The sequence below is a fragment of the Candidatus Hinthialibacter antarcticus genome (assembly GCA_030765645.1).
Lineage (GTDB): Bacteria > Hinthialibacterota > Hinthialibacteria > Hinthialibacterales > Hinthialibacteraceae > Hinthialibacter > Hinthialibacter antarcticus.
Genome location: JAVCCE010000003.1, coordinates 1 through 19,156, shown reverse-complemented (window position 1 = coordinate 19,156; position 19,156 = coordinate 1). Strand labels below are relative to the sequence as shown.

Below are 19,156 nucleotides of genomic sequence, written 5' to 3'. Positions count from 1 at the left end.
CTCCGCTTCATCGGGGAACACCTCGTATCCATAGAATTAAGCAAACGTCGCTTTGAGACTTATCTTTAATGACCTACAATAGATGGTTAGTATAAAGTCTAGAAAGACGGAGGCATCCTTACGATGGCGCCCCAGACAAACGGCCTCCTGTTTGGAACACACAAACGATGACGAAACCTGCAACACCACTCTTCGCGACAATAAAACAGAACTTTTGGTACCTGTTAACTTACATCATATTAGCCGTGCTATTTGTTGTATGCCTTGTCATTTTAAAGCAAAAAACAGGTTACGTCATTTTTGATTTTTCGCTTGCTCTGGTTTTCTTTCCAATGATTCATGCCGCCCATGTATTTCGATATCGGGAATCTTATTTACTCACCGGATTCACCGCATACGCCATTGCATGTACCGCGATCATCGTTAACGATACCGCGAAGATCGACTCACTATATACCATTACGTTTTTTGCGCTGTTTGTCTTCATTGCCGCTGAAATGGTGTTTCAACGCCGGGCGTCAACCGAGTCGATGCTTCGCGCCAATGAGCAACTGCAAGAAGCCATTCAATGCGCCGAGCAAATGACCCTGGAAGCCGAACAGGCCAATCAGTCCAAAAGTTTATTTTTGGCGAATATGAGCCACGAGCTGCGTACGCCTCTGAACTCCATTATCGGTTTTACCAACATCCTCATCAAAAACAAGAAATCTAATTTCTCTGAGAAAGACGCCGCCTTTTTAGAGCGCATTCTCTCCAACAGCAACCACCTGCTCAAACTGATCAACAACATTTTGGACCTCTCAAAAATCGAGTCGGGCCGCGACGAATTGGTGTGCACAACTTTTTCTATTACGGAATTGATTGATGATCTCATTCGTGAAATTGAGGGACAGATCGCTGACAAACCCGTCAAAATACGTACAACCTATCCAGACGATCTGTACCCGATCTACGCGGACCGCCAAAAAGTCAAAATTATTTTGATTAATTTACTGGGCAATGCAATTAAATATACGGACAAGGGAACCATCACTCTTCAGCTCACGGCCCACAGCAGCAGCAACCGACTGGGCCGCATCGACGTCATCGACACCGGGATCGGAATTCCCGAAGAGGAAATCGACGCTATTTTTAATTCATTTCATCAGTTAGATGCGGGGCCGACCAAAAAATATTCGGGGACGGGCTTGGGCTTGGCGATTGCGCGTTCGCTCTGCCGACTGATGGGCTATGACCTCACCGTCAAGAGCAAACTCAAAGGGGGCACGACATTCACCGTCCACTTCTACCCTGAGGAATTAGCGCCGCCGGAGCAAGATCAACTTGCATAGCCGCGCTTGTTGAGCTCGGCGACAAGAATATCGACTGTAGTTTTATCCGTTCGAATTGCGGGGAAAATGATTTTGGGAAGGTGTTTTGGCGTGATTCTAACAAATTCATCGCCAATGATATTGATGTTCAACATATCCAGGTTATTCCAAAGATGCACACTTCCATGCAACATGATTCCCTCTTTTACAATTACGACACTCGGAATTATTGCCCGGTGCATCATAACGAAAAAAAACAGGAGTGAACAAGAAATTGCATTTAAATAAGCTTCAAGATTTGTAATTTCCTTCATTGAGAAATAAAAAATCGAGACAATCAATAAAATACTTACAAGCAAATGAAGCGGATGCAAATTCATTCGCCCTTGATGAATAATGTGCATTTTCTTTAATTGAATTAACTGGTGTATTGCGCCGATCATACCTACATCAACGCCTACAAATAGAATCCAGCATAATACATTCTGATTCATAAACGCGATTGCAAAAATCGCTACCGCAATACTAAGTAGGATTGGAACGATAACATAAGGGTTTTGGTTAAGCGGTTTCAGCATGGTTGAGCGCCTCATTATCGACACTCTACCATAGGCGCTTGCATGAAACAAGAGAGTTTTTACGCTTCAATATTCTAAAGGATTACATAAAGTGAGCGAGATGGCTGAACGAATGCAAGCCAAGCAAATCGCCCAAGACGCAGGCCTCACCCGCATTCTCTAACCCGCCCAATCATTTGTTGTCCCTAGCCTAGCGGCGCTCTGTTGGTTTATCGTATTTTTTCAACCATCCAATTTCCACGGGAGATCACTCATGCTTCATCGTTTTGCCTATATCAGTCTTGCGGTTTGCCTGACGATTTCGACATACGCTGTCGAAAACAACCTGACCTTATGGTATGAGCAACCCGCCCAGCAGTGGGAAGACGCCCTGCCCTTCGGCAACGGGCGCCTGGGCGGCATGGTCTACGGCGGCGTTGAACGCGAACAGGTTCAACTCAATGAGGAAACCTTGTGGGCGGGGCCTGCGCAAAATCGCGACCGCGTCGGCGCTTATAAACATCTCGACCGCGCCCGCCAGTTGATTTTCGACGGCAAGTACGTCGAAGGCCAACAGGTGATGCAAGAAGAATTTATGGGACCGCGCATCGCGCCGCTCAGTTACCAGACACTCGGCGATTTGGCCCTCGAGTTTCCATCCAACGGCGAGGCCAGCGACTACCGCCGCGAACTGAATCTTGAAACCGCGATTGCCAAAACAACTTACACACAAGACGGCGTCACATACACCCGCGAATATTTCTCCAGCCCGGTCGACCAAGTGATCGCGGTTCGCATCACCGCCAGCAAACCCGGCGCGCTTACATTCGATGCAGCCTTGACCCGCCCGGAAAATTTTGAGATCACAGCATTAGAAAATAACGTCCTGCTGATGAGAGGCCAGGCCGATCATGGCGAACCGACCCAGGGCGTCGAATATGAAGCCTACCTGAAAGCCATCGTCAAAGGCGGCTCCGTCAACACCGATAACGCAACCCTGCATATCAAAGATGCAGATGAAGCCGTGTTCTTGCTTGCGGCTGAAACGACGTATCAAAATAACGACCCCAGCCATGCGCTGCAAACGCTTGAAGCCGCAGCAAAGAAAAAATATGCAACGCTTCGCAACGACCATATCAAAGAACATCAGCGACTGTTCAACCGCGTTCAACTAGACCTTGGACGTACAGACCTAGCCCAATTGCCGACCGACCAGCGCCTCAAAGCCGTACAAGACGGCGCCGAAGACCCGCAATTGATCGCGATGTATTTCCAATTCGGACGCTACTTGCTAATCAGCAGTTCGCGTCCTGGAAACATGCCCGCCAACTTGCAGGGCATTTGGAACCAACACATCGACGCGCCCTGGAACGCCGACTATCACATCAACATCAATGTTCAAATGAATTACTGGCCAGCGGAAGTCACCAACTTGTCCGAATGTCACGAACCGTTTCTGGATTTCATCGACCGGTTGCGCCCCAGCGGACGCAAGACCGCCCGTGACGTATACGGCTGCCGGGGCTTCGTCGCCCACCACACCACCGACGCATGGTATTGGACCTCGCCGATTGGCAATGTGGGATATGGGATGTGGACATTGGGCGCCGCTTGGAGCTGCCAACACCTTTGGGAACACTATAATTTCACCGAAGACAAAGAATTTTTGCGTCTTCGCGCCTACCCCATCATGAAAGAAGCGGCGCTGTTTTTTCATGACTTTTTAGTGGCACATCCCAAGACGGGCTTGCTGGTTTCCGGCCCGTCAACTTCGCCTGAAAACGCATTCATCACCAAAGACGGCCAGCGCTCCCAACTGAACATGGGATGCAGCATGGACCAGGAAATCATTGGGGAACTCTTCACCAATTGTCTTGCCGCAGCAGATATTTTGGGCATCAATGATGAGTTCACCAAAGAAACCACTCGCTTGCTTTCGCAACTGGCAAAACCGCAAATCGGTTCCGACGGCAGGCTAATGGAATGGACGGAAGAATTTGAGGAACCCGAACCGGGCCATCGTCATATTTCTCACATGTACGCCTTACACCCCAGCAACCAAATTACTCTAGACGGCACGCCCGAACTCGCCGCTGCTGCGCGTAAATCCATCGAACACCGCCTCGCCAACGGCGGCGGTCACACCGGATGGAGCCGCGCCTGGATCATCAACTTCTGGGCGCGCCTACGCGAAGCCGACAAAGCGTATGAAAACATTCTTGCATTACTAAGAAAATCGACTTTCATCAGCCTGTTCGACAATCACCCCCCGTTTCAAATCGACGGCAACTTCGGCGGGACAGCGGGCATTGCGGAAATGCTGCTGCAGAGCCACGACGGCGCCGTCCATCTGTTACCAGCGTTGCCAAGCGCATGGAAAGAAGGTTCCGTCAGCGGTCTCAAAGCGCGCGGCGGCTTTGAAGTCGATATCAATTGGCAGGAAAACAAATTACGCGAAGCGTCCATTCAATCTGAATTAGGCAATTGGCTGACGCTAAGAACCAACGCGCCCGTCGCGATTACATGCGACGGCAAAACATTGATTGAACAAGCCGCCTCAGAAGGCGTTGTCGTCAGTATCCCGACAGAAAAAGGCAAGACCTATATCGTTCGCCCGATATAGCAGCCGTTATGCAACGTGAGATTGCCGCGTCATTACGGCTGAGGTTTTAATAATAACATGCGTACCGCATCGCCTGCTTGCAAGCGGTCGGTCCATTGTTGAAATAATTGGGGAAAGCGGCGCGACTGCCATTGGTCGTAATGCAATAGCGGGGTCGCATCATCAACATAATAGGAAGACGCCGCGATTTTAAATCCGGCTTCTTCCACCAGTTTTGTGAGTGTTCGCTGGCTGAAAAATTGCACATGCTCCGCTGATTCTAACCAGCGCTCGCCGACCAACCGATGCGGCAGGCTATCGGCGCAGGGCGTCTTGATATACACGGCGCCGCCCGGCTTCAATAATTGAGATGCGCGTTGCATCAGCGCTTTTGGATCGCGCACATGCTCAATCACATCGACCAGCGTGATAAAATCAAACAACTTGTCTAGTTCTAATTGCTCGAGATGCGCCACGCTCACTTCCAGGCCATGCTCTTGCGCAACGGCGATTGCCTGCGGGTCGACGTCAATGCCATGCGCGTCCCACCCCAAGCGCTGAAAGGTCGCCGCTGTTCGACCAGACGCACAGCCCACATCCAGGCAGCGCTTGGTTTCGCCGAGCGAGGCTTCGTAGGCGTCCCAATCAAACTGGCCGTCCCACCCGGTCGCTTCGCGGTAAGCGTTCAGCGTCTTCAATTGGTCTTCCGAGGCATGTAGGGCTTCCATTAACTGACGGCGATACCCGCGATTGACTGAGTCTTCGCTGCGGCTTTCGCGCGTATAGATAGCGTTGATCTGCGCTTCTGTCGGCATGGGCGAAACGGCGATCATTCCGCAGCTGCTGCATCGGGCACGCTGCCAATTTGTTGAGTGGTCTTTCCAAAGCAGTTCTCCGGCGGCGGCATTGCCGCAGAGCGGGCATTCAAAATCGTCCCATTCATCAAACGTGTTTGCGACTTCATGGCTATCATCTAATTCATGAATAATCGCCTGCCCACAAATGGATTCAGGCGGAATTCCGTTTTCAAATTGCAAGCACGCTTGATAAAAAAACCACAGCGTAAACTGAAACCCATCATCTGTTTCTAATTCCTCTTCCGCTGTTTCAAAACATTTCAACGCAAAAGAATATTCACTTTTTTCTAGATGGATTAACCCAAGGCCGAATTGCGCGAACGCTTTGTCGCCGCATTGATGCAATTCGTGATACGCAGCAGCGGCTTTCTCATACTGCTGCAAATTTGCATGGCAGGCCGCCTGCATTCTCAATCGTTCGGATTCGCTGAATGCGCCCGGGCATTGTTGTATTTCATCCAGAACCACTTGCCCCGGCTCCATATCAAACAACGTGAGCGCGCGCATCCGCAACGCTTCTTTGCGATCAGGTTGAATCGTCAGCGCAATCGACAACCAGGCAAATTCCCAATGAAATTGCGGATCAAACGGGTCGCGGCTAATCCGCTGCAAGTGAGCGAGACGAAACGGCCATTCAAATTGTTGTGGGTACATCGCCCGCGCGGCTTCAAGCCACACCCGCGCCCGCCGCCAGCGACAGCGCTGCAAAGCGTGAAGCGCAAAATTACGCGCCAATTTGATTCGTAGAAATTTTGGAAACACGCGAAGCAACCGATGGACGCGCAACACCCAACGCAATTCTGACGCGAGGCCTTTTGTGTGCATCCGCCGGGCGATTTTTAATCCCAGCGAATAGTTACCAGCCAAGCGGGCGCATCCCAGCGCGAGTTCGAGGCGTTGCGGCGATGAATCTCGATCGAGCGGTAGAAGGTGGATCGATGCAGTCCCTGCCTGGTAATCGCCGGCTTCCATCCGACATTCAAATAACGCCCAGAGATATTCAGCGGGAACATCCGCTTCATGCTCAAGCGGCTCCAAAATCGATACGGCCTCAGAGGGACGCTTTAGCAGGCGGAATAAATTCGCGAGGTGGTAGCGCGGCAGCGGGTTTTTGGGTTCCTCATTCATCACGCGTAACAGCGCCGATTGGGTCCCGTCCCAATCATGGGCTTGAAAACAGCGCTGCACCTCTTCGAACCATTGTTCCGTCATGGGCATCCATTCAAAGATTGTATTCACGTCGATCCGCTTGATTGATTGCTATAATCTTATAATCTTTTTTTATGACAACAACAATGAATCCAAGAAACATCGTTGCATTCGGCGAAGTGTTATGGGACCTGCTGCCTGGCGGGCCGCAATTGGGCGGCGCTCCGTTTAATTTTTGTTATCGCGCCCATTCACTCGGAATGAACGCCGCCATGATTAGCCGTCTGGGCCGCGACGAACTAGGCAAGCAAGCGCACCAACGCATTCTTGAACTAGGTGTGCCGGATTTGTGCGTCCAGTGGGATGACAGCCATCCTACGGGTACGGTCAATATAACCCTGGATGAAAACAATCAACCCGATTATTTCATCGTCCCTGAGGTCGCCTATGATTTCATTCAGATCAATGAAACCACGCTGGACGCAATTCGCAATGCCGACTGCATCTGTTTTGGGACCCTGGCGCAACGATCCGAACCATCACGCAACACGCTAAACAGTTTACTCAACGCCGCAGACGGCGCCGTCAAATTATGTGACATCAATCTTCGCAAAAACTGTTACACCCAAGAAATAATTATAAACTCATTAAAGCAAGCGCAGATGATGAAGATCAATGAAGACGAAGCCTGGATGCTGCGCGATATGCTGCCGCTTAAAGGCGATTCACTGCCCGCCATTGCAGAGTCTCTACTGACGAGTTTCTCATTAGATGCCTGCGTCATCACCAAAGGCGACAAAGGCGCCTATGCGCGCAACCGCCAGGGCGAGAGCGTTTACGAGCCGGGTTTTCAAGTCAACTTAGTCGATCCCTGCGGATCAGGCGACGCCTTCACCGCCGCCTTCATGGCGAAGTGGTTGAATCAGGCCCCTCTGGATGAATGCTGCGTCTGGGGCAACGCGCTGGGCGCCATGGTCGCTACGCAAGCAGGCGCGACCTCGCCCATATCCCCCGATGAAATTGAAGCGTTCATTCAAAACCCACAGCAACGATTGGCAGATCAACCCTAATAACAACAGAGCCTGTCCTCATCACAATTTATACACGCTCGTATTCTTTTGTGGCTTACATTCACTATAATATTCGCACAAGTCTGGGGAGCGCAATGATGGAATCACACTGGGCTGCATCTGACGCAATCTATAGTTTTATTGGTGAATTTTCAATTCTCTTATTGTTAATTGGCTTCTTAATTCTGGCTGACCGCTTAAATCGCGACCGCATTGGCGGCAAGCGCTTAATTCGCTATATGTTTTTTAATCCCATCTCAACGATGACGGTCTTATTTATCGTATTGGTCACATGGTTTGTTATCACGCTGACGGAAGACATAACGATTACGTTGTTCATCATTGCGTTTCTTACATTTTTTATGGTCGCGGCGTTTCCGTTGGAAATTCGCGAGAACGGAATTTACGCCCTCAGCCGAAAATGGTTCCTCTATAAATGCGACCTGATCCCCTGGGACACGATGAAACAATATCATCGCGAAAAGCAGGAAGTATTTCTCACCTTGCGTACAGGCAAGAAATTCCATTTCCACGTTCCACCCAAAATCGGCCCTAAGATCGACGCCATTATGAAACGTAAAATGCACGACTCGCCTGACGATTAATCTGTTTTTCCTTTATGATTTTAAAAACTGAAAACGAAAAAATGAGAGGTTGCTATGCGTCTTTCCTTCCTTCGCCAATGTCTCGCCATTTTCATTCTCATTGCTTGCTTCGCTTCATTCACAGCAAGCGCTCAGATCAACCCGATAGGCCCTGTCCCGATGCAAAAACAAAAAATGTGGCAGGAAATGGAACTGGTGTTCTTCGCCCACTTCGGCGTCAACACCTTCACCGACCGCGAATGGGGCGACGGCAGCGAAGACCCGCAAATCTTTAATCCAACTCAATTCGACGCAGAACAATGGGCGCGCGCCGTCAAAGCCGCTGGTGGAAAACTCATCATCCTCACCTGCAAACATCACGACGGCTTCTGCCTGTGGCCCAGCAAGTATACGGAACATTCCGTCAAAAACAGCCCGTGGAAAAACGGCCAGGGCGACATCGTCGCAGAAGTGGCGGCGGCATGTAAAAAACACGGTCTCAAATTCGGCGTTTATCTCTCGCCCTGGGACCGCAACAACCCGGACTACGGCGACTCGCCGGTCTACAACCAATATTTTTTAGACCAACTGACTGAGTTGCTGACCAACTACGGCGCCATTGCGGAAGTGTGGTTCGACGGCGCCAACGGCGAAGGCCCCAACGGCAAACGTCAGGTCTATGACTTTCAGGCGTATTATTCGCTGATCCGAAAATTACAGCCACAAGCCTTAATCGCCATCATGGGGCCGGACGTTCGCTGGGTCGGTAATGAATCCGGCGTTGCGGCTGAAACGGAATGGAGCGTCCGCGTCTCGACGCCCAAAGCGCTCAACGACCCTAAAGTTCAATTCAACGAGACCGTCGTCGCAGGCGATGTGACTTACTTGAAAGACGCAGGCAAAAACCGCGACGACGTGGCGTTCAACCATCTTGCTGATTCACCCGACCAGGGGCAAGCGCCGTTGATCTGGTATCCAGCCGAAACCGATGTCTCAATACGTCCCGGTTGGTTTTATCATGAAAAAGAAGACGAGCAAGTCAAAAGCATGGACCACTTGATTGATATTTATTATCAATCCATCGGGCGTAACACCGTCTTGCTGCTGAACATTCCGCCCGACCGCCGCGGCCTGTTCCATGAAAACGACGTATGGCGCTTGATGCAATTTGGCGCGTACGTCAAAGAGACCTTTGCAACCAATCTCATTCAAGCCCCGTTTTCCTATCCAGGGACTCAACACCAGGGCGATCAGAATCCACCTCAATTGTTTGACGGAAACAACGACACCTACTGGGCGCCGAAAGATGAATACGCATTCGCGCCTCTGGAAATTGGCTTGAACAAACCACAAACCTTCGACGTAATTTTATTGCAGGAACCCATTTCGATGGGGCAGCGCATCGCCGAATTCACCGTCGAAGCCAAAGTGAACGACGAATGGAAAACCGTTGCGGAAGGAACAACCATCGGCTATAAGCGCTTGTTCCGCATTGAAGAAACCACAAGCGACGCGATCCGCCTTACGGTCAAAAAATCGCGCGGCCTGCCGCTAATCAGCGAATTGGGTTTATACAAACAAGCGAAGTATTAAATAAATGTGGGGAGGGAAATTGAATCCCCCCTGCCCCCCTTAATAAGGGGGGTGGCGCGGCAAGCGCCGGGGGGATTTAAGCGACGATTGAAATTGATTCACATTAACTCTTGATGTGATTTTTTTTATCAAAGAATGAGGAATCATCACAAGAAAGGGCGCCTAAACATCAGCGCCCTTGTTCATACAATCATGGCGAAAAATTAAACGACCTCTTCTTTGTTTCGGTCCCACTGAACTTCACGTTTTTCACGCAACGCCTTGACCGACATCACCAGCGTCGCCGCTTCAACAAAGGCTTCGTCTTCATGGCATTTCGTTTTCTTACGCGACCGGACGCAATTGAAAAAATCCTCCATGTGGGTCGGCGTTTGGGTTTTGTCAGGATCAAACCTCAGCATCGGCTCCCCGCCCTTGAGTTTTCCTTCTTCAAATGCCTTCTGATATTTCTGCGTACCCCGGTCAGGGTACACCGCAAAATCGCTGACCGATTGCGCGATCTGGTCAAATTCCAAGACGCCGTGCTTGCCATGAAACGTCGGCGTGACCGTTCGCTCGCGGGTGTTCATGCTGCATTCAAATGTGACTTGCCGCTTGGCTTCTTCAAAATTGAATATCGATGTCCAGGTGTCCGGCACGTCCCTGCCGTCATTGTTGAACGCATTGATCCCCATCGTCACGCATGAATCGGGGATGCCGTGCTGCAAGACGGAATGGACAAAGTCAATTTCATGCGACAAGAGATCGCCCGCGATGCCGGTGCCGAAGTCCCAATAACAGCGCCAGTGCCAGAAATGTTCTTCGTTAAAGGGGCGTTTTCCGACCGGGCCAAGCCAGCGTTCCCAATCGAGTTCCTTCACGACCTGTTTTGGATCGGGGCGCTCATAGTTGTCATACCAGCCGTACCAGCGCCAGAAGTTGGTGCCGACAGGGCGGTTTTCCATTCGCCCGGTGCGAACCATTGTTACCGGGCCGATGACGCCGTCGCGAATCAGTTCCGCCGCCTGGACGCCCGCCGCTTGACCTCGGCTCTGGTGACCGAGTTGCATGATGATGTTATTTTTTTTGACGGCCTCACGCATGGCCTTCGCTTCGTCGATGGTGCGCGTCCAACCTTTTTCGATGTATACGTCTTTGCCTGCATTGGCGGCGTCGATCAACATGCGCGAATGCCAATGGTCTGGAACCGCGATCACAACCGCATCGACGTTTTTATCTGCGAGTAAGTCCTGATAGTCGATGTAAGTTTTGACATCAGGATTATTGCTTTGGCGAACGCCTTTTTCGACATGAGGTTGATACACATCGCACAGCGCAACCACCTTCACGCCTTCGTTGCGGACAACCAGTCGGTTGAGCGTCCCGCCGCGTACGCCCAGGCCGATACACCCGACGCCGATCACATCGTTGGCGGATGACGCGCTTTTCGCAATCGGCCCTACAGCAACCACAGCAGCGCCCATTCCGCTCTTTCGCAAAAAGGAACGCCTTGATTCATTCTGTTCTACATTCATCTAAATCCTCCCAGAGCTTCTTTCCAACGCATATTGTTCCAAAACGGTTCCATATTATATAGGTGGATTCTGAATAAAAAAATTCGTCGCCCAAAATGGCCCGCCAATGTAAAGATTGGACTGACAACATTCAAGCATTAAGATATCATGTATACGGTTACCCTTTGGGGGCATAACCGTAATGTTAGAAAAATAGTTGGAGGATTATATCCATGCGTCGTTCGATGTTTCGTCTTGGGTTCTTATTATTAGCTGGGATGGTTCTTACGGCCCCGGTCCAGTCTCAGGCCATTGTCCATGAATTTAACGGCGATACAAACGAAGAAAACAGCGTCATCATCCAGGGCGCGGGTTTCGCCGCCATCAACCTGGCGGACGTTTCGTATGGCCCCGTCCCGACCGACAACGCCTTCGATAAAGCCACCGACGGACGCGGCGCCATCGTGACCGCTGACCCCGGCGAGGGCGTCATGCTGCTGACCCAGCCTATCAACACCACCAACGCCGCCATCGTGCGGTGCAGCGTGCGTACGGATGCGCCCGGCGCGGAAATCACACTCGCCTCGCTTGGCCTTGACGATGCGCGGTTTCTTTCGACCAACGCACCCAACAACACCAGTTACTTTGTCGGACAATACCGTCGCCTGACCACGTTCTTTATCCCGCCGGGACTTGGCTTCCAAGCCATCATTCAGGTCGTGAACCGCAGTGCAAGCGCTGCCGTCAATGCGTATATTGATAATTTTGAAGTCATCCTGCTTGATCCAGAAAAATTCTATAACGCCCAATTCCTCGATAGCGATGAGAACGACCCAAGCCCAATCGCGATTTCAGCCATCCCCCCGATTGTTGTGCCGCTCAACATCACCACTGGTGAAAAGCCGCTGGAACTGAACTTCATCTCGTCTGGTACGTTTTTGATGGGAAGCCCCGATGACGAATCAGGCCGCGACGACGACGAAAGCCCGCAACGCGCCGTTACGATTTCAAAACCATTTTTTATGAGTAAGTACGAAGTTACTCAGGCGCAATGGCAAGCGGTGATGGGCTATAATCCGTCGAATTTCAACGGCAACCCCAACCATCCGGTTGAGTCGATCTCATGGAATGACGCTCAGGCGTTCATTGATGAACTAAACGCTTTGGGCATTGGCCGCTTCCGCCTCCCCACCGAAGCCGAGTGGGAATACGCCAGCCGCGCGGAAACGTCCACCCGCTATTCGTGGGGCGACGACCCAACCCAAACTGCGATTGACGACAATGCTTGGCAAATTGTAAACGCGAGCAACGCGACCCACGAAGTCGGCCTGAAATCCGCCAACGCGTTCGGCCTCTATGACATGAGCGGCAATGTATGGGAATGGTGCAGCGACTGGTACGGCGATTATCCCGCCGGGCCGCAAGCTGACCCAACCGGTCCCGCCAGCGGGTCAGGCCGCGTAGTGCGCGGCGGCGGTTGGGCAAGCAACGCAGATTTTTGCCGTTCCGCCCAGCGCGAGTCGCCCGCGCCCACGATTCGCAGTTTCATTCTTGGATTGCGCGTGGTAAGAGAGTTATAATTTCGTCACCAATAAAACCGGAGAGAACCAGATGAAGATTCGTTTAGCGTATGGAAAAGAAGGCGTAGAAGTAGACGTTCCCGACCAGAATTTGGCGAGCGTCATCCACATGCGCGAAGCGGCGCCGATCACCGATACAGACGCGGCAGTATGCGACTCGCTTCAATCGCCCATCCAATCCAAACCGCTCAGCGAAATCGCCCAGGGGCGTGAATCGGCGGTTATCGTTATTTCCGACATCACACGCCCGGTTCCCAATAAAGTTATACTGCCGCCGCTTTTAGAAACCTTAGAAGCAGCAGGCGTTTCCCGTGAAAAAATCTGCATCCTCATCGCCACGGGAATCCATCGTCCCAACTTGGGCGACGAATTAGTTGAACTCGTCGGCGAAGACATCGCCAATCATTACCGCGTCGAAAACCATTACTCCGAAGACCCCGACGCCAACGAGTACATCGGCGTCGTCAACGGCGATATCCCCGTATACATCGACAAACATTATCTCGAAGCCGACCTGAAAATTCTCACAGGGCTGGTTGAGCTACACCTGATGGCAGGTTTCTCAGGCGGACGCAAGGCCGTATTGCCCGGCATCGCCTCGCTGGAAACCATGAAGCACATGCACGGCTACCGCATGTTACAAAAGGACGAGGTTTGCAACGGTAAGTTAGAGGGCAACCCGTTTCACGAAGCCGCCGTCAAAGTCGCGCGCCAGGCGGGCGTCGATTTTATTCTGAATGTCACTCTCGATGAACACCGCAACGTCACCGGCGTGTTTGCGGGCGAACTCGAAGCCGCTCACGAAGCGGCATGCGCCCATTCCGCGCAAGCGACGATGGTTTCGATTGACGAGCCAGTAGACATCGTGGTTACATCCAGCGGCGGCTATCCGCTCGACAAGACGCTCTACCAGGCGATCAAAGGCTTCGTCGCCGCACTCGAAGCGGTCAAACCGGGCGGCGCCATCATTCTTGCCGCCAAAAATGAAGAAGGCTGCGGCAGCCGCGAATTTGAAGACTTGCTGCGGCGCCTGCAAGACCCGATGGAATACTACAAGGTCGTGATGGAGCCGAACTACGTCGCCAAAGATCAATGGATGATTCAAGAATTGGTCAATGGGTTGCACCGTTGCGAACTGCTGTATTACACCGAAGGCATCAGCGACGGCGACCTGCGCGACTTTTTGGTACAACCCATTGCGTCGGTGCAAAACGGCCTCGACCAGGCGCTCGAACGCCACGGCGCCAACGCCCGCGTGATGGTGATCCCCGAAGGGCCGTACGTCATGCCCAAACAGACGCAAGACGTCAAGGGATTATATTCATGGCAGACGGCGTCGGCTTAGCCGCAAGCGGCCTGCTTATGCTATGATAACGCCCGGCGCATCTCAATCGTTGGACGTATATCATGAACCGAACCTGCATCGCATTCTTTTTTGCTTTATTCATTATTTCCGCCCATGCGGACGACCATCCCGCCATGGTTGGCTGGTCGTTGCGTAATGTGGAAACCAGCGATATCCGGCTTCAATCCGGTGAAGGCAGCGTACAGCTGCAATACGGGGCTTTCGTTTTTCGCGTCCCGCCCAACCAGAAAAGCAGCTGGCTTCTCACCACCACGCCCATCTGGCCCGATTGGTTCCCGGTCGCAAACACGCAGTATCGCGTCGACTCTCAGGACGCGAATTGTTCAGTGGATGTGCGGCTTCTTCCGAACCAAAATGCTCCAATGATAGCGGCTGCCGCCCCATCGGTTATATCGTTTCAGCCAGGCTCCAAAACCGGTGAATCAATCGGTCAACAACAAATACTCAAATACTACCAACATCTGCCCGTCGACCAGATTCATATTACGATTAAGAGCGGAAGTTCACCGCTCACGTTTACTTTGCATCAACTTGACATTACAAACCCAACCATCGGCGATGAGCCGCTATTAAAAGAATTCACCTTCCAGGCGCCCGATGAAACCACGCCTCCGCCGGGGTGGAACTATCTCGCGCTGCCGCCATCGCCTTACAAATTGGGTGATATTACCCCCTCGGCGACAGACGCGCCGCTGCAGCTGCGCGGCTATTCCATCTCAGGCAAGTTATTCGAACTCGCGCCCGACCGACGCGTCGCAGCAACCAGCCTGGCGCTCAGCGAAGACGCTCCCATCGAAGTGAACGCCAGCGGCAGCGATTTGTTTTTGTTGATGAGCGCACATTTGATTGGCAAAGAATTACATGAGGGATTCTCACCGCGCGACGCCATCCGCTCGCCCGATTGGCTGGTCATTGAAAAACGATACGCCGACGGCGCCATTGAACGCTCAATGCCGTATTCGTTATCGACGTTCAAACATGAAATTGCGAATGATTTGTGGTCGATTTATCATGTCCCCGTTAATCCAGACAAAACGCTGCAAAAAATCGTCCTTCGCGACGCCATGCCGTTTGGACAAATTTATCTTGCAGCAGCGACGCTGAACCCCGGCGAGTCGAGCATGGCCTACATCCAAAAGCCGGACATCATCCAAACGCTGCCCATCGCGTCTACGACCGAAGCGAGCGCCCCGCAAGTTTCGATGACTCCACAAAAACAGTTGACCATCGCCAATCAGCATTATCAAATCACATTTGAAACCCAGGACGCCTTTTCGATTTCATCGCTCAAATACGTCCCCAACAATCGCGAGTTTTTACAAAACTCTTCGCCCTTGTTCTCCGTCATCTCGAACGGGCTTCGCGTTCCTGACGACAGTTGGCGGCTCGCGAATTATGAACTTGACGGCGCCACCGTATCGCTAACGCTGAACAATATCGACCCGGCCTTACCCTTGGCGGCAAAATTATTTTTTGCGCCGACGGCGAGCGATGCTTGTGAGATGCGATTGCGCATCGAAAACATCGGCGGCGCGCCCGTTCCGTTGCGGGTTTTGTTTCCCGCCCTGCAATCGCTCAGCATCCACAACGACGCGAGCAAGGACATTCACTTCCTCCCGACCGAGCGCATTACATGGGCGCGCGGCGAGACGCGAATCAGCGCGCCGCATTCAGGCCAGATGCCTCAGCAGTGGATGGATTTATATTCCGACGACTATCAATGCGGGCTGTCCATTCAAACTCGCGATCAGATGTTGGTTCCAAAACAATTTCGACTGTTGAAAGAAAAATCCGGCTCGCGCATGGGCGTTGAATACGGCTTGGAGCAACCGAACGATGGGTTTGAAAAGCCATTGCTCATACAAGGCGGCGAATGGTTTGAATCATCGCCGACGCGCGTGCAAATTCACGGAGGCGACTGGAGAACGCCGCTCGCCGCTCATCGCGACTGGCTTGTTTCTTTGAAACCCATAACAACGCGAAGCAACCCGATTGGCAATGTGTTTTTATGTTGGCGCGACTATCCCTATCGCGGTTCGGGATTGACTTTTTCTCCAGCGATGAACGCGTATCACTTTGCGCCGCTGTTAGAGGAACTCAAGCGCGAATTTGGCGGCGTCGACATGATCGAACTGGCGGGGTGGATGCAACAGAAACTCAACTCGACCTCCTACCTACAATCCCCGATCACAGGCGATCCCAATAAACTCTCACTTGGCAGCGAGATCAACTTACGCCGCAATATGGAAGAAATGAAATCACAAAGCGTCCATGTCTCACTGGTCGCCGATCCGTTCGCGCCGCTTACGGGATTTGAGTCTTCAGCTTATTTACTCCTAGGGTACAAGAATGATGATGCTACGTTAAAGTACGCATCCGAAAAACAAATGAACCCGAATTTTGGACCATGGCGCCAGTTTGCCGCCCATGCCTACGCAAGACGGATACAAACGCTTCATGGCAATGCGTTGTACTTTGACCGCATCGGGCTTGGCCCGCTAGAAACCCTGCCCGGTGAAAACGCCTTGCTGCAGGAAACCTACAACGAGTTAAACAAAACATCTGACCGCGCCCTATACGCCGAACGCGCACCGTCGGACATTTCAACGCTTCATCTTGACGGCGCCTTGTCGTATGCGCTGGCGGGCGGCGCTTACCCGACCCAAATCCCAATCAACACTTTACGTTTTTCGCAACCTCAGATGCGCGTCATCGAGAAAATCCATCCCAGTATCCACGCCCATTTATTGAACCCGGAACGGGCGAAACTCTGCGTCTTCCAAGGCGTAGGGATGTGGCTCAAAGGCCGCCCGCGCAGCTGGTACAGCCCTGAGTTCCGCCAGTTTGTACAAGATGTTTATCCCATCATCCGCAAACATCAGGATGCGTTTTCATCTCAGAATGTCGAACCGTTATTGCCCACACTGCGCCCCGGCGTGTACGCCAACCGCTTTTCGACCCATGAAAAACATGTGATTACGCTTTTCAACAATACCGCTGACACCGCCTCAGGACGCTTGTTCTCCTTCGCCGCCCCCAAAGCCAAGGCTTTGTGCGAATGGGGGATGGATGATTTCAGCGCCGCCCAAACCGAAGACGGCGTAGACATTTCCGGCAGCCTTCATCCAAAAGACGTCGCCATCATCGTCATTGAACCATACAGACCGGATACAGAACGAGAAACGGAATAAACCCGATCAACCCAAACAAAGCGCAGCGCTCACCGCCGCCGCCCAAAAAATCCGCAACTTTGGCCGGGCATGACGTGCATGTGGACGCAAGACGGCCCCAATGGATTTCAAATACAAACGACTCATACCGAATAAATAATAGAATTTGGTTAAGGTTTTGACTGCAACTCCGATAACGATTAGGCAGTCATAATTATTTTTGTATAAAAGCAGGTGTAGCCAGCCATGAATCATGTGTGGACGCGGTTATTCTCTCCTTTATTTGCAGGGTTTCGGTTGAGGCGATATTTATGGCAATTGAGGTGCTCGATCATGTCCAAGACCTGCGAGTGCAAGCATTGCGGCTCTCCGTCCTCATCCGTAATCTGCCCCAGCTGTTTTTTGCGCTACGATCATCGCGCGTATGGTGAAATGCCGGAAGAAGAAGTCGACGCCTTGTTAGCGGCGGCCTTTGAACCGGCCCATCAAAATTCAGCGAATTCTGAAAACGCAGAAGCATTTTCGTTTCAACGGGATTCAAAGATTATGGCGTCGGCGGAAACCATGCTGTCATGGTTCGCGCGGATGCCGCGGATGCAGTAACTACCGTATTTTCCAGAGTCGGCAAAAAAACGGGGTTGGCGTTACGTCAATCCCGTTTTTTTGTTTTCCATTCCCTGCTTCCTCCATCCGTCATCAGCAATTCCCAAAGCCGCATAAATGCTTTATGATTTCCTATCATCATATATAAAGGATGGGAACCTCATGGAACGACGATCTTTTCTCAAACAGTCCAGCGCCATCGGCGCCGCGTCAATCGCAGCGATTTCGACGGGAAAAACAGCCGCAGCAGCCAGCGGTCGCGACTATTTTGAACTGCGAGAATATCAACTGGAAACAGAAGAACAAAAAGCCGGGCTTGCCGCGTTTCTCAAAGACGCCATGATCCCTGCATTGAACCGCCAGGGCGTCAAACCCGTTGGCGCATTTGAACTGCGTGAAGGTATCGGCCCGGTTTACGTCTTCCTGCGCCATAAATCCCTCGAAGCAGCGACGACGGTCAATCAGAAATTACTCGCCGATGACGCGTTCCTTAAAAAAGGCGATGCGTTTTTGAATGCTCCCGCAACCGACCCGGCTTATACGCGGGTAGAAAGCAGCTTCTTCGCCGCTTTCGATGGCATGCCAACGCTTGAGACGCCAATCTCCGCCGATGAAGATCGCGTCTTTCAATTACGCATCTATGAAAGCCCCAGCGTCAAAACAGGACAAACTAAAATCGAAATGTTTAACATTGGCGAGATCGACGTTTTCCGTGAAACCGGATTGCACCCGGTTTTCTTCGGCGAAGCGCTGATCGGCGGCAAAATCCCCAACCTGACTTACATGCTGACCTTCAAGGACGAAGAAGAACAAAAAGCCAATTGGAAAACATTCGGCGGCAGCGAAGGCTGGAAAAAACTGAAAAGCATCGAAAAATACGCCGACAATAAAATCCTCAGCAACATCACCAATATTAACTTAAAACCAATGGCTTGTTCGCAAATCTAAACCAAACTCATCATTAATCTTTCCAAAAAGAGGCGCACTAACCAGCGCCTCTTTTTTTATTGATAAGAATACCCCTCGTCTTTATTAAGCATCCTCGATCAAAAACAATAACGGTTCATCCGACAAGTGAGTACCTACATTGATGGATGGACATGATTTAGGTTAAAAAAACCTATTCCTGCATATCAAAAATTGATAAACCAAATATAGGCATGGGTGCAACTCTGGGAGCGCCTGTGCATAAGGGCCTGAAAGCCCGCACTGAAGCCAATGT

General features: G+C 51.6%; 13 protein-coding genes. 10 read left to right on the top strand and 3 right to left on the bottom strand.

Annotated elements, in window-relative coordinates:
- Window positions 1–167: 167 nt before the first annotated feature.
- The gene (locus tag P9L94_00690; GenBank protein ID MDP8242567.1) at window positions 168–1,331 is read left to right on the top strand and encodes a HAMP domain-containing sensor histidine kinase; all 1,164 of its coding nucleotides are present in this window, start codon (window positions 168–170) and stop codon (window positions 1,329–1,331) included.
- Here P9L94_00690 and P9L94_00685 read toward each other — a convergent pair.
- On the bottom strand, window positions 1,319–1,888 hold the full coding sequence (locus tag P9L94_00685) for a hypothetical protein (protein MDP8242566.1): 570 nt from the start codon (window positions 1,886–1,888) through the stop codon (window positions 1,319–1,321). The two genes, P9L94_00690 and P9L94_00685, sit on opposite strands and share 13 nt — an antisense overlap.
- A 253-nt stretch (window positions 1,889–2,141) precedes the next feature.
- Here P9L94_00685 and P9L94_00680 point away from each other — a divergent pair, with 253 nt between their 5' ends.
- Entirely contained in the window at window positions 2,142–4,490 is a 2,349-nt protein-coding gene (locus P9L94_00680; protein MDP8242565.1) for a glycoside hydrolase family 95 protein, read from the top strand.
- Between the two features lie 32 nt (window positions 4,491–4,522).
- Here the strand turns inward: P9L94_00680 and P9L94_00675 are convergent, their stop codons facing one another.
- A complete protein-coding gene (locus P9L94_00675) occupies window positions 4,523–6,565 on the bottom strand; it encodes a class I SAM-dependent methyltransferase (protein ID MDP8242564.1) in 2,043 nt (680 codons plus the stop codon).
- A 56-nt stretch (window positions 6,566–6,621) separates the two neighbouring features.
- Here P9L94_00675 and P9L94_00670 point away from each other — a divergent pair, with 56 nt between their 5' ends.
- From P9L94_00670 to P9L94_00660, 3 genes are all read left to right on the top strand, one after another.
- A complete protein-coding gene (locus tag P9L94_00670; protein MDP8242563.1) occupies window positions 6,622–7,545 on the top strand; it encodes a carbohydrate kinase in 924 nt (307 codons plus the stop codon).
- A 95-nt stretch (window positions 7,546–7,640) separates the two neighbouring features.
- Entirely contained in the window at window positions 7,641–8,150 is a 510-nt protein-coding gene (locus P9L94_00665) for a hypothetical protein (GenBank protein MDP8242562.1), read from the top strand.
- 54 nt (window positions 8,151–8,204) lie between these two features.
- Window positions 8,205–9,722 carry an alpha-L-fucosidase gene (locus P9L94_00660; protein ID MDP8242561.1) on the top strand — a complete coding sequence of 506 codons (1,518 nt, stop codon included), beginning with the start codon at window positions 8,205–8,207 and terminating at the stop codon, window positions 9,720–9,722.
- Window positions 9,723–9,925: 203 nt separating this feature from the next.
- On the opposite strand, the gene P9L94_00655 is transcribed toward P9L94_00660, so the two are convergent.
- On the bottom strand, window positions 9,926–11,236 hold the full coding sequence (locus P9L94_00655) for a Gfo/Idh/MocA family oxidoreductase (GenBank protein MDP8242560.1): 1,311 nt from the start codon (window positions 11,234–11,236) through the stop codon (window positions 9,926–9,928).
- A gap of 212 nt (window positions 11,237–11,448) precedes the next feature.
- On the opposite strand from P9L94_00655, the gene P9L94_00650 reads away from it, so the two are divergent.
- The 5 genes from P9L94_00650 (at window position 11,449) to P9L94_00630 (ending at window position 18,882) form a co-directional block, all read left to right on the top strand.
- Window positions 11,449–12,795: a formylglycine-generating enzyme family protein gene (locus P9L94_00650; GenBank protein ID MDP8242559.1), complete on the top strand. Its 1,347-nt coding sequence runs from the start codon at window positions 11,449–11,451 to the stop codon at window positions 12,793–12,795.
- Between the two features lie 31 nt (window positions 12,796–12,826).
- The gene (gene larA / locus P9L94_00645) at window positions 12,827–14,140 is read left to right on the top strand and encodes a nickel-dependent lactate racemase (protein ID MDP8242558.1); all 1,314 of its coding nucleotides are present in this window, start codon (window positions 12,827–12,829) and stop codon (window positions 14,138–14,140) included.
- A gap of 62 nt (window positions 14,141–14,202) precedes the next feature.
- A complete protein-coding gene (locus tag P9L94_00640; protein ID MDP8242557.1) occupies window positions 14,203–17,352 on the top strand; it encodes a hypothetical protein in 3,150 nt (1,049 codons plus the stop codon).
- Window positions 17,353–17,664: 312 nt separating this feature from the next.
- Window positions 17,665–17,934, top strand: coding sequence for a hypothetical protein (locus P9L94_00635; GenBank protein ID MDP8242556.1), 270 nt, complete (start codon window positions 17,665–17,667; stop codon window positions 17,932–17,934).
- A 162-nt stretch (window positions 17,935–18,096) separates the two neighbouring features.
- Window positions 18,097–18,882, top strand: coding sequence for an NIPSNAP family protein (locus P9L94_00630; GenBank protein ID MDP8242555.1), 786 nt, complete (start codon window positions 18,097–18,099; stop codon window positions 18,880–18,882).
- The last annotated feature ends 274 nt before the right edge of the window (window positions 18,883–19,156 follow it).

Coding starts and splice junctions, on each gene's coding strand:
- P9L94_00690 (MDP8242567.1), top strand. CDS start 168: ATGACGAAACCTGCAACACCACTCTTCGCGACAATAAAACAGAACTTT.
- P9L94_00685 (MDP8242566.1), bottom strand. CDS start 1,888: ATGCTGAAACCGCTTAACCAAAACCCTTATGTTATCGTTCCAATCCTA.
- P9L94_00680 (MDP8242565.1), top strand. CDS start 2,142: ATGCTTCATCGTTTTGCCTATATCAGTCTTGCGGTTTGCCTGACGATT.
- P9L94_00670 (MDP8242563.1), top strand. CDS start 6,622: ATGAATCCAAGAAACATCGTTGCATTCGGCGAAGTGTTATGGGACCTG.
- P9L94_00665 (MDP8242562.1), top strand. CDS start 7,641: ATGATGGAATCACACTGGGCTGCATCTGACGCAATCTATAGTTTTATT.
- P9L94_00660 (MDP8242561.1), top strand. CDS start 8,205: ATGCGTCTTTCCTTCCTTCGCCAATGTCTCGCCATTTTCATTCTCATT.
- P9L94_00655 (MDP8242560.1), bottom strand. CDS start 11,236: ATGAATGTAGAACAGAATGAATCAAGGCGTTCCTTTTTGCGAAAGAGC.
- P9L94_00650 (MDP8242559.1), top strand. CDS start 11,449: ATGCGTCGTTCGATGTTTCGTCTTGGGTTCTTATTATTAGCTGGGATG.
- larA (MDP8242558.1), top strand. CDS start 12,827: ATGAAGATTCGTTTAGCGTATGGAAAAGAAGGCGTAGAAGTAGACGTT.
- P9L94_00640 (MDP8242557.1), top strand. CDS start 14,203: ATGAACCGAACCTGCATCGCATTCTTTTTTGCTTTATTCATTATTTCC.
- P9L94_00635 (MDP8242556.1), top strand. CDS start 17,665: ATGTCCAAGACCTGCGAGTGCAAGCATTGCGGCTCTCCGTCCTCATCC.
- P9L94_00630 (MDP8242555.1), top strand. CDS start 18,097: ATGGAACGACGATCTTTTCTCAAACAGTCCAGCGCCATCGGCGCCGCG.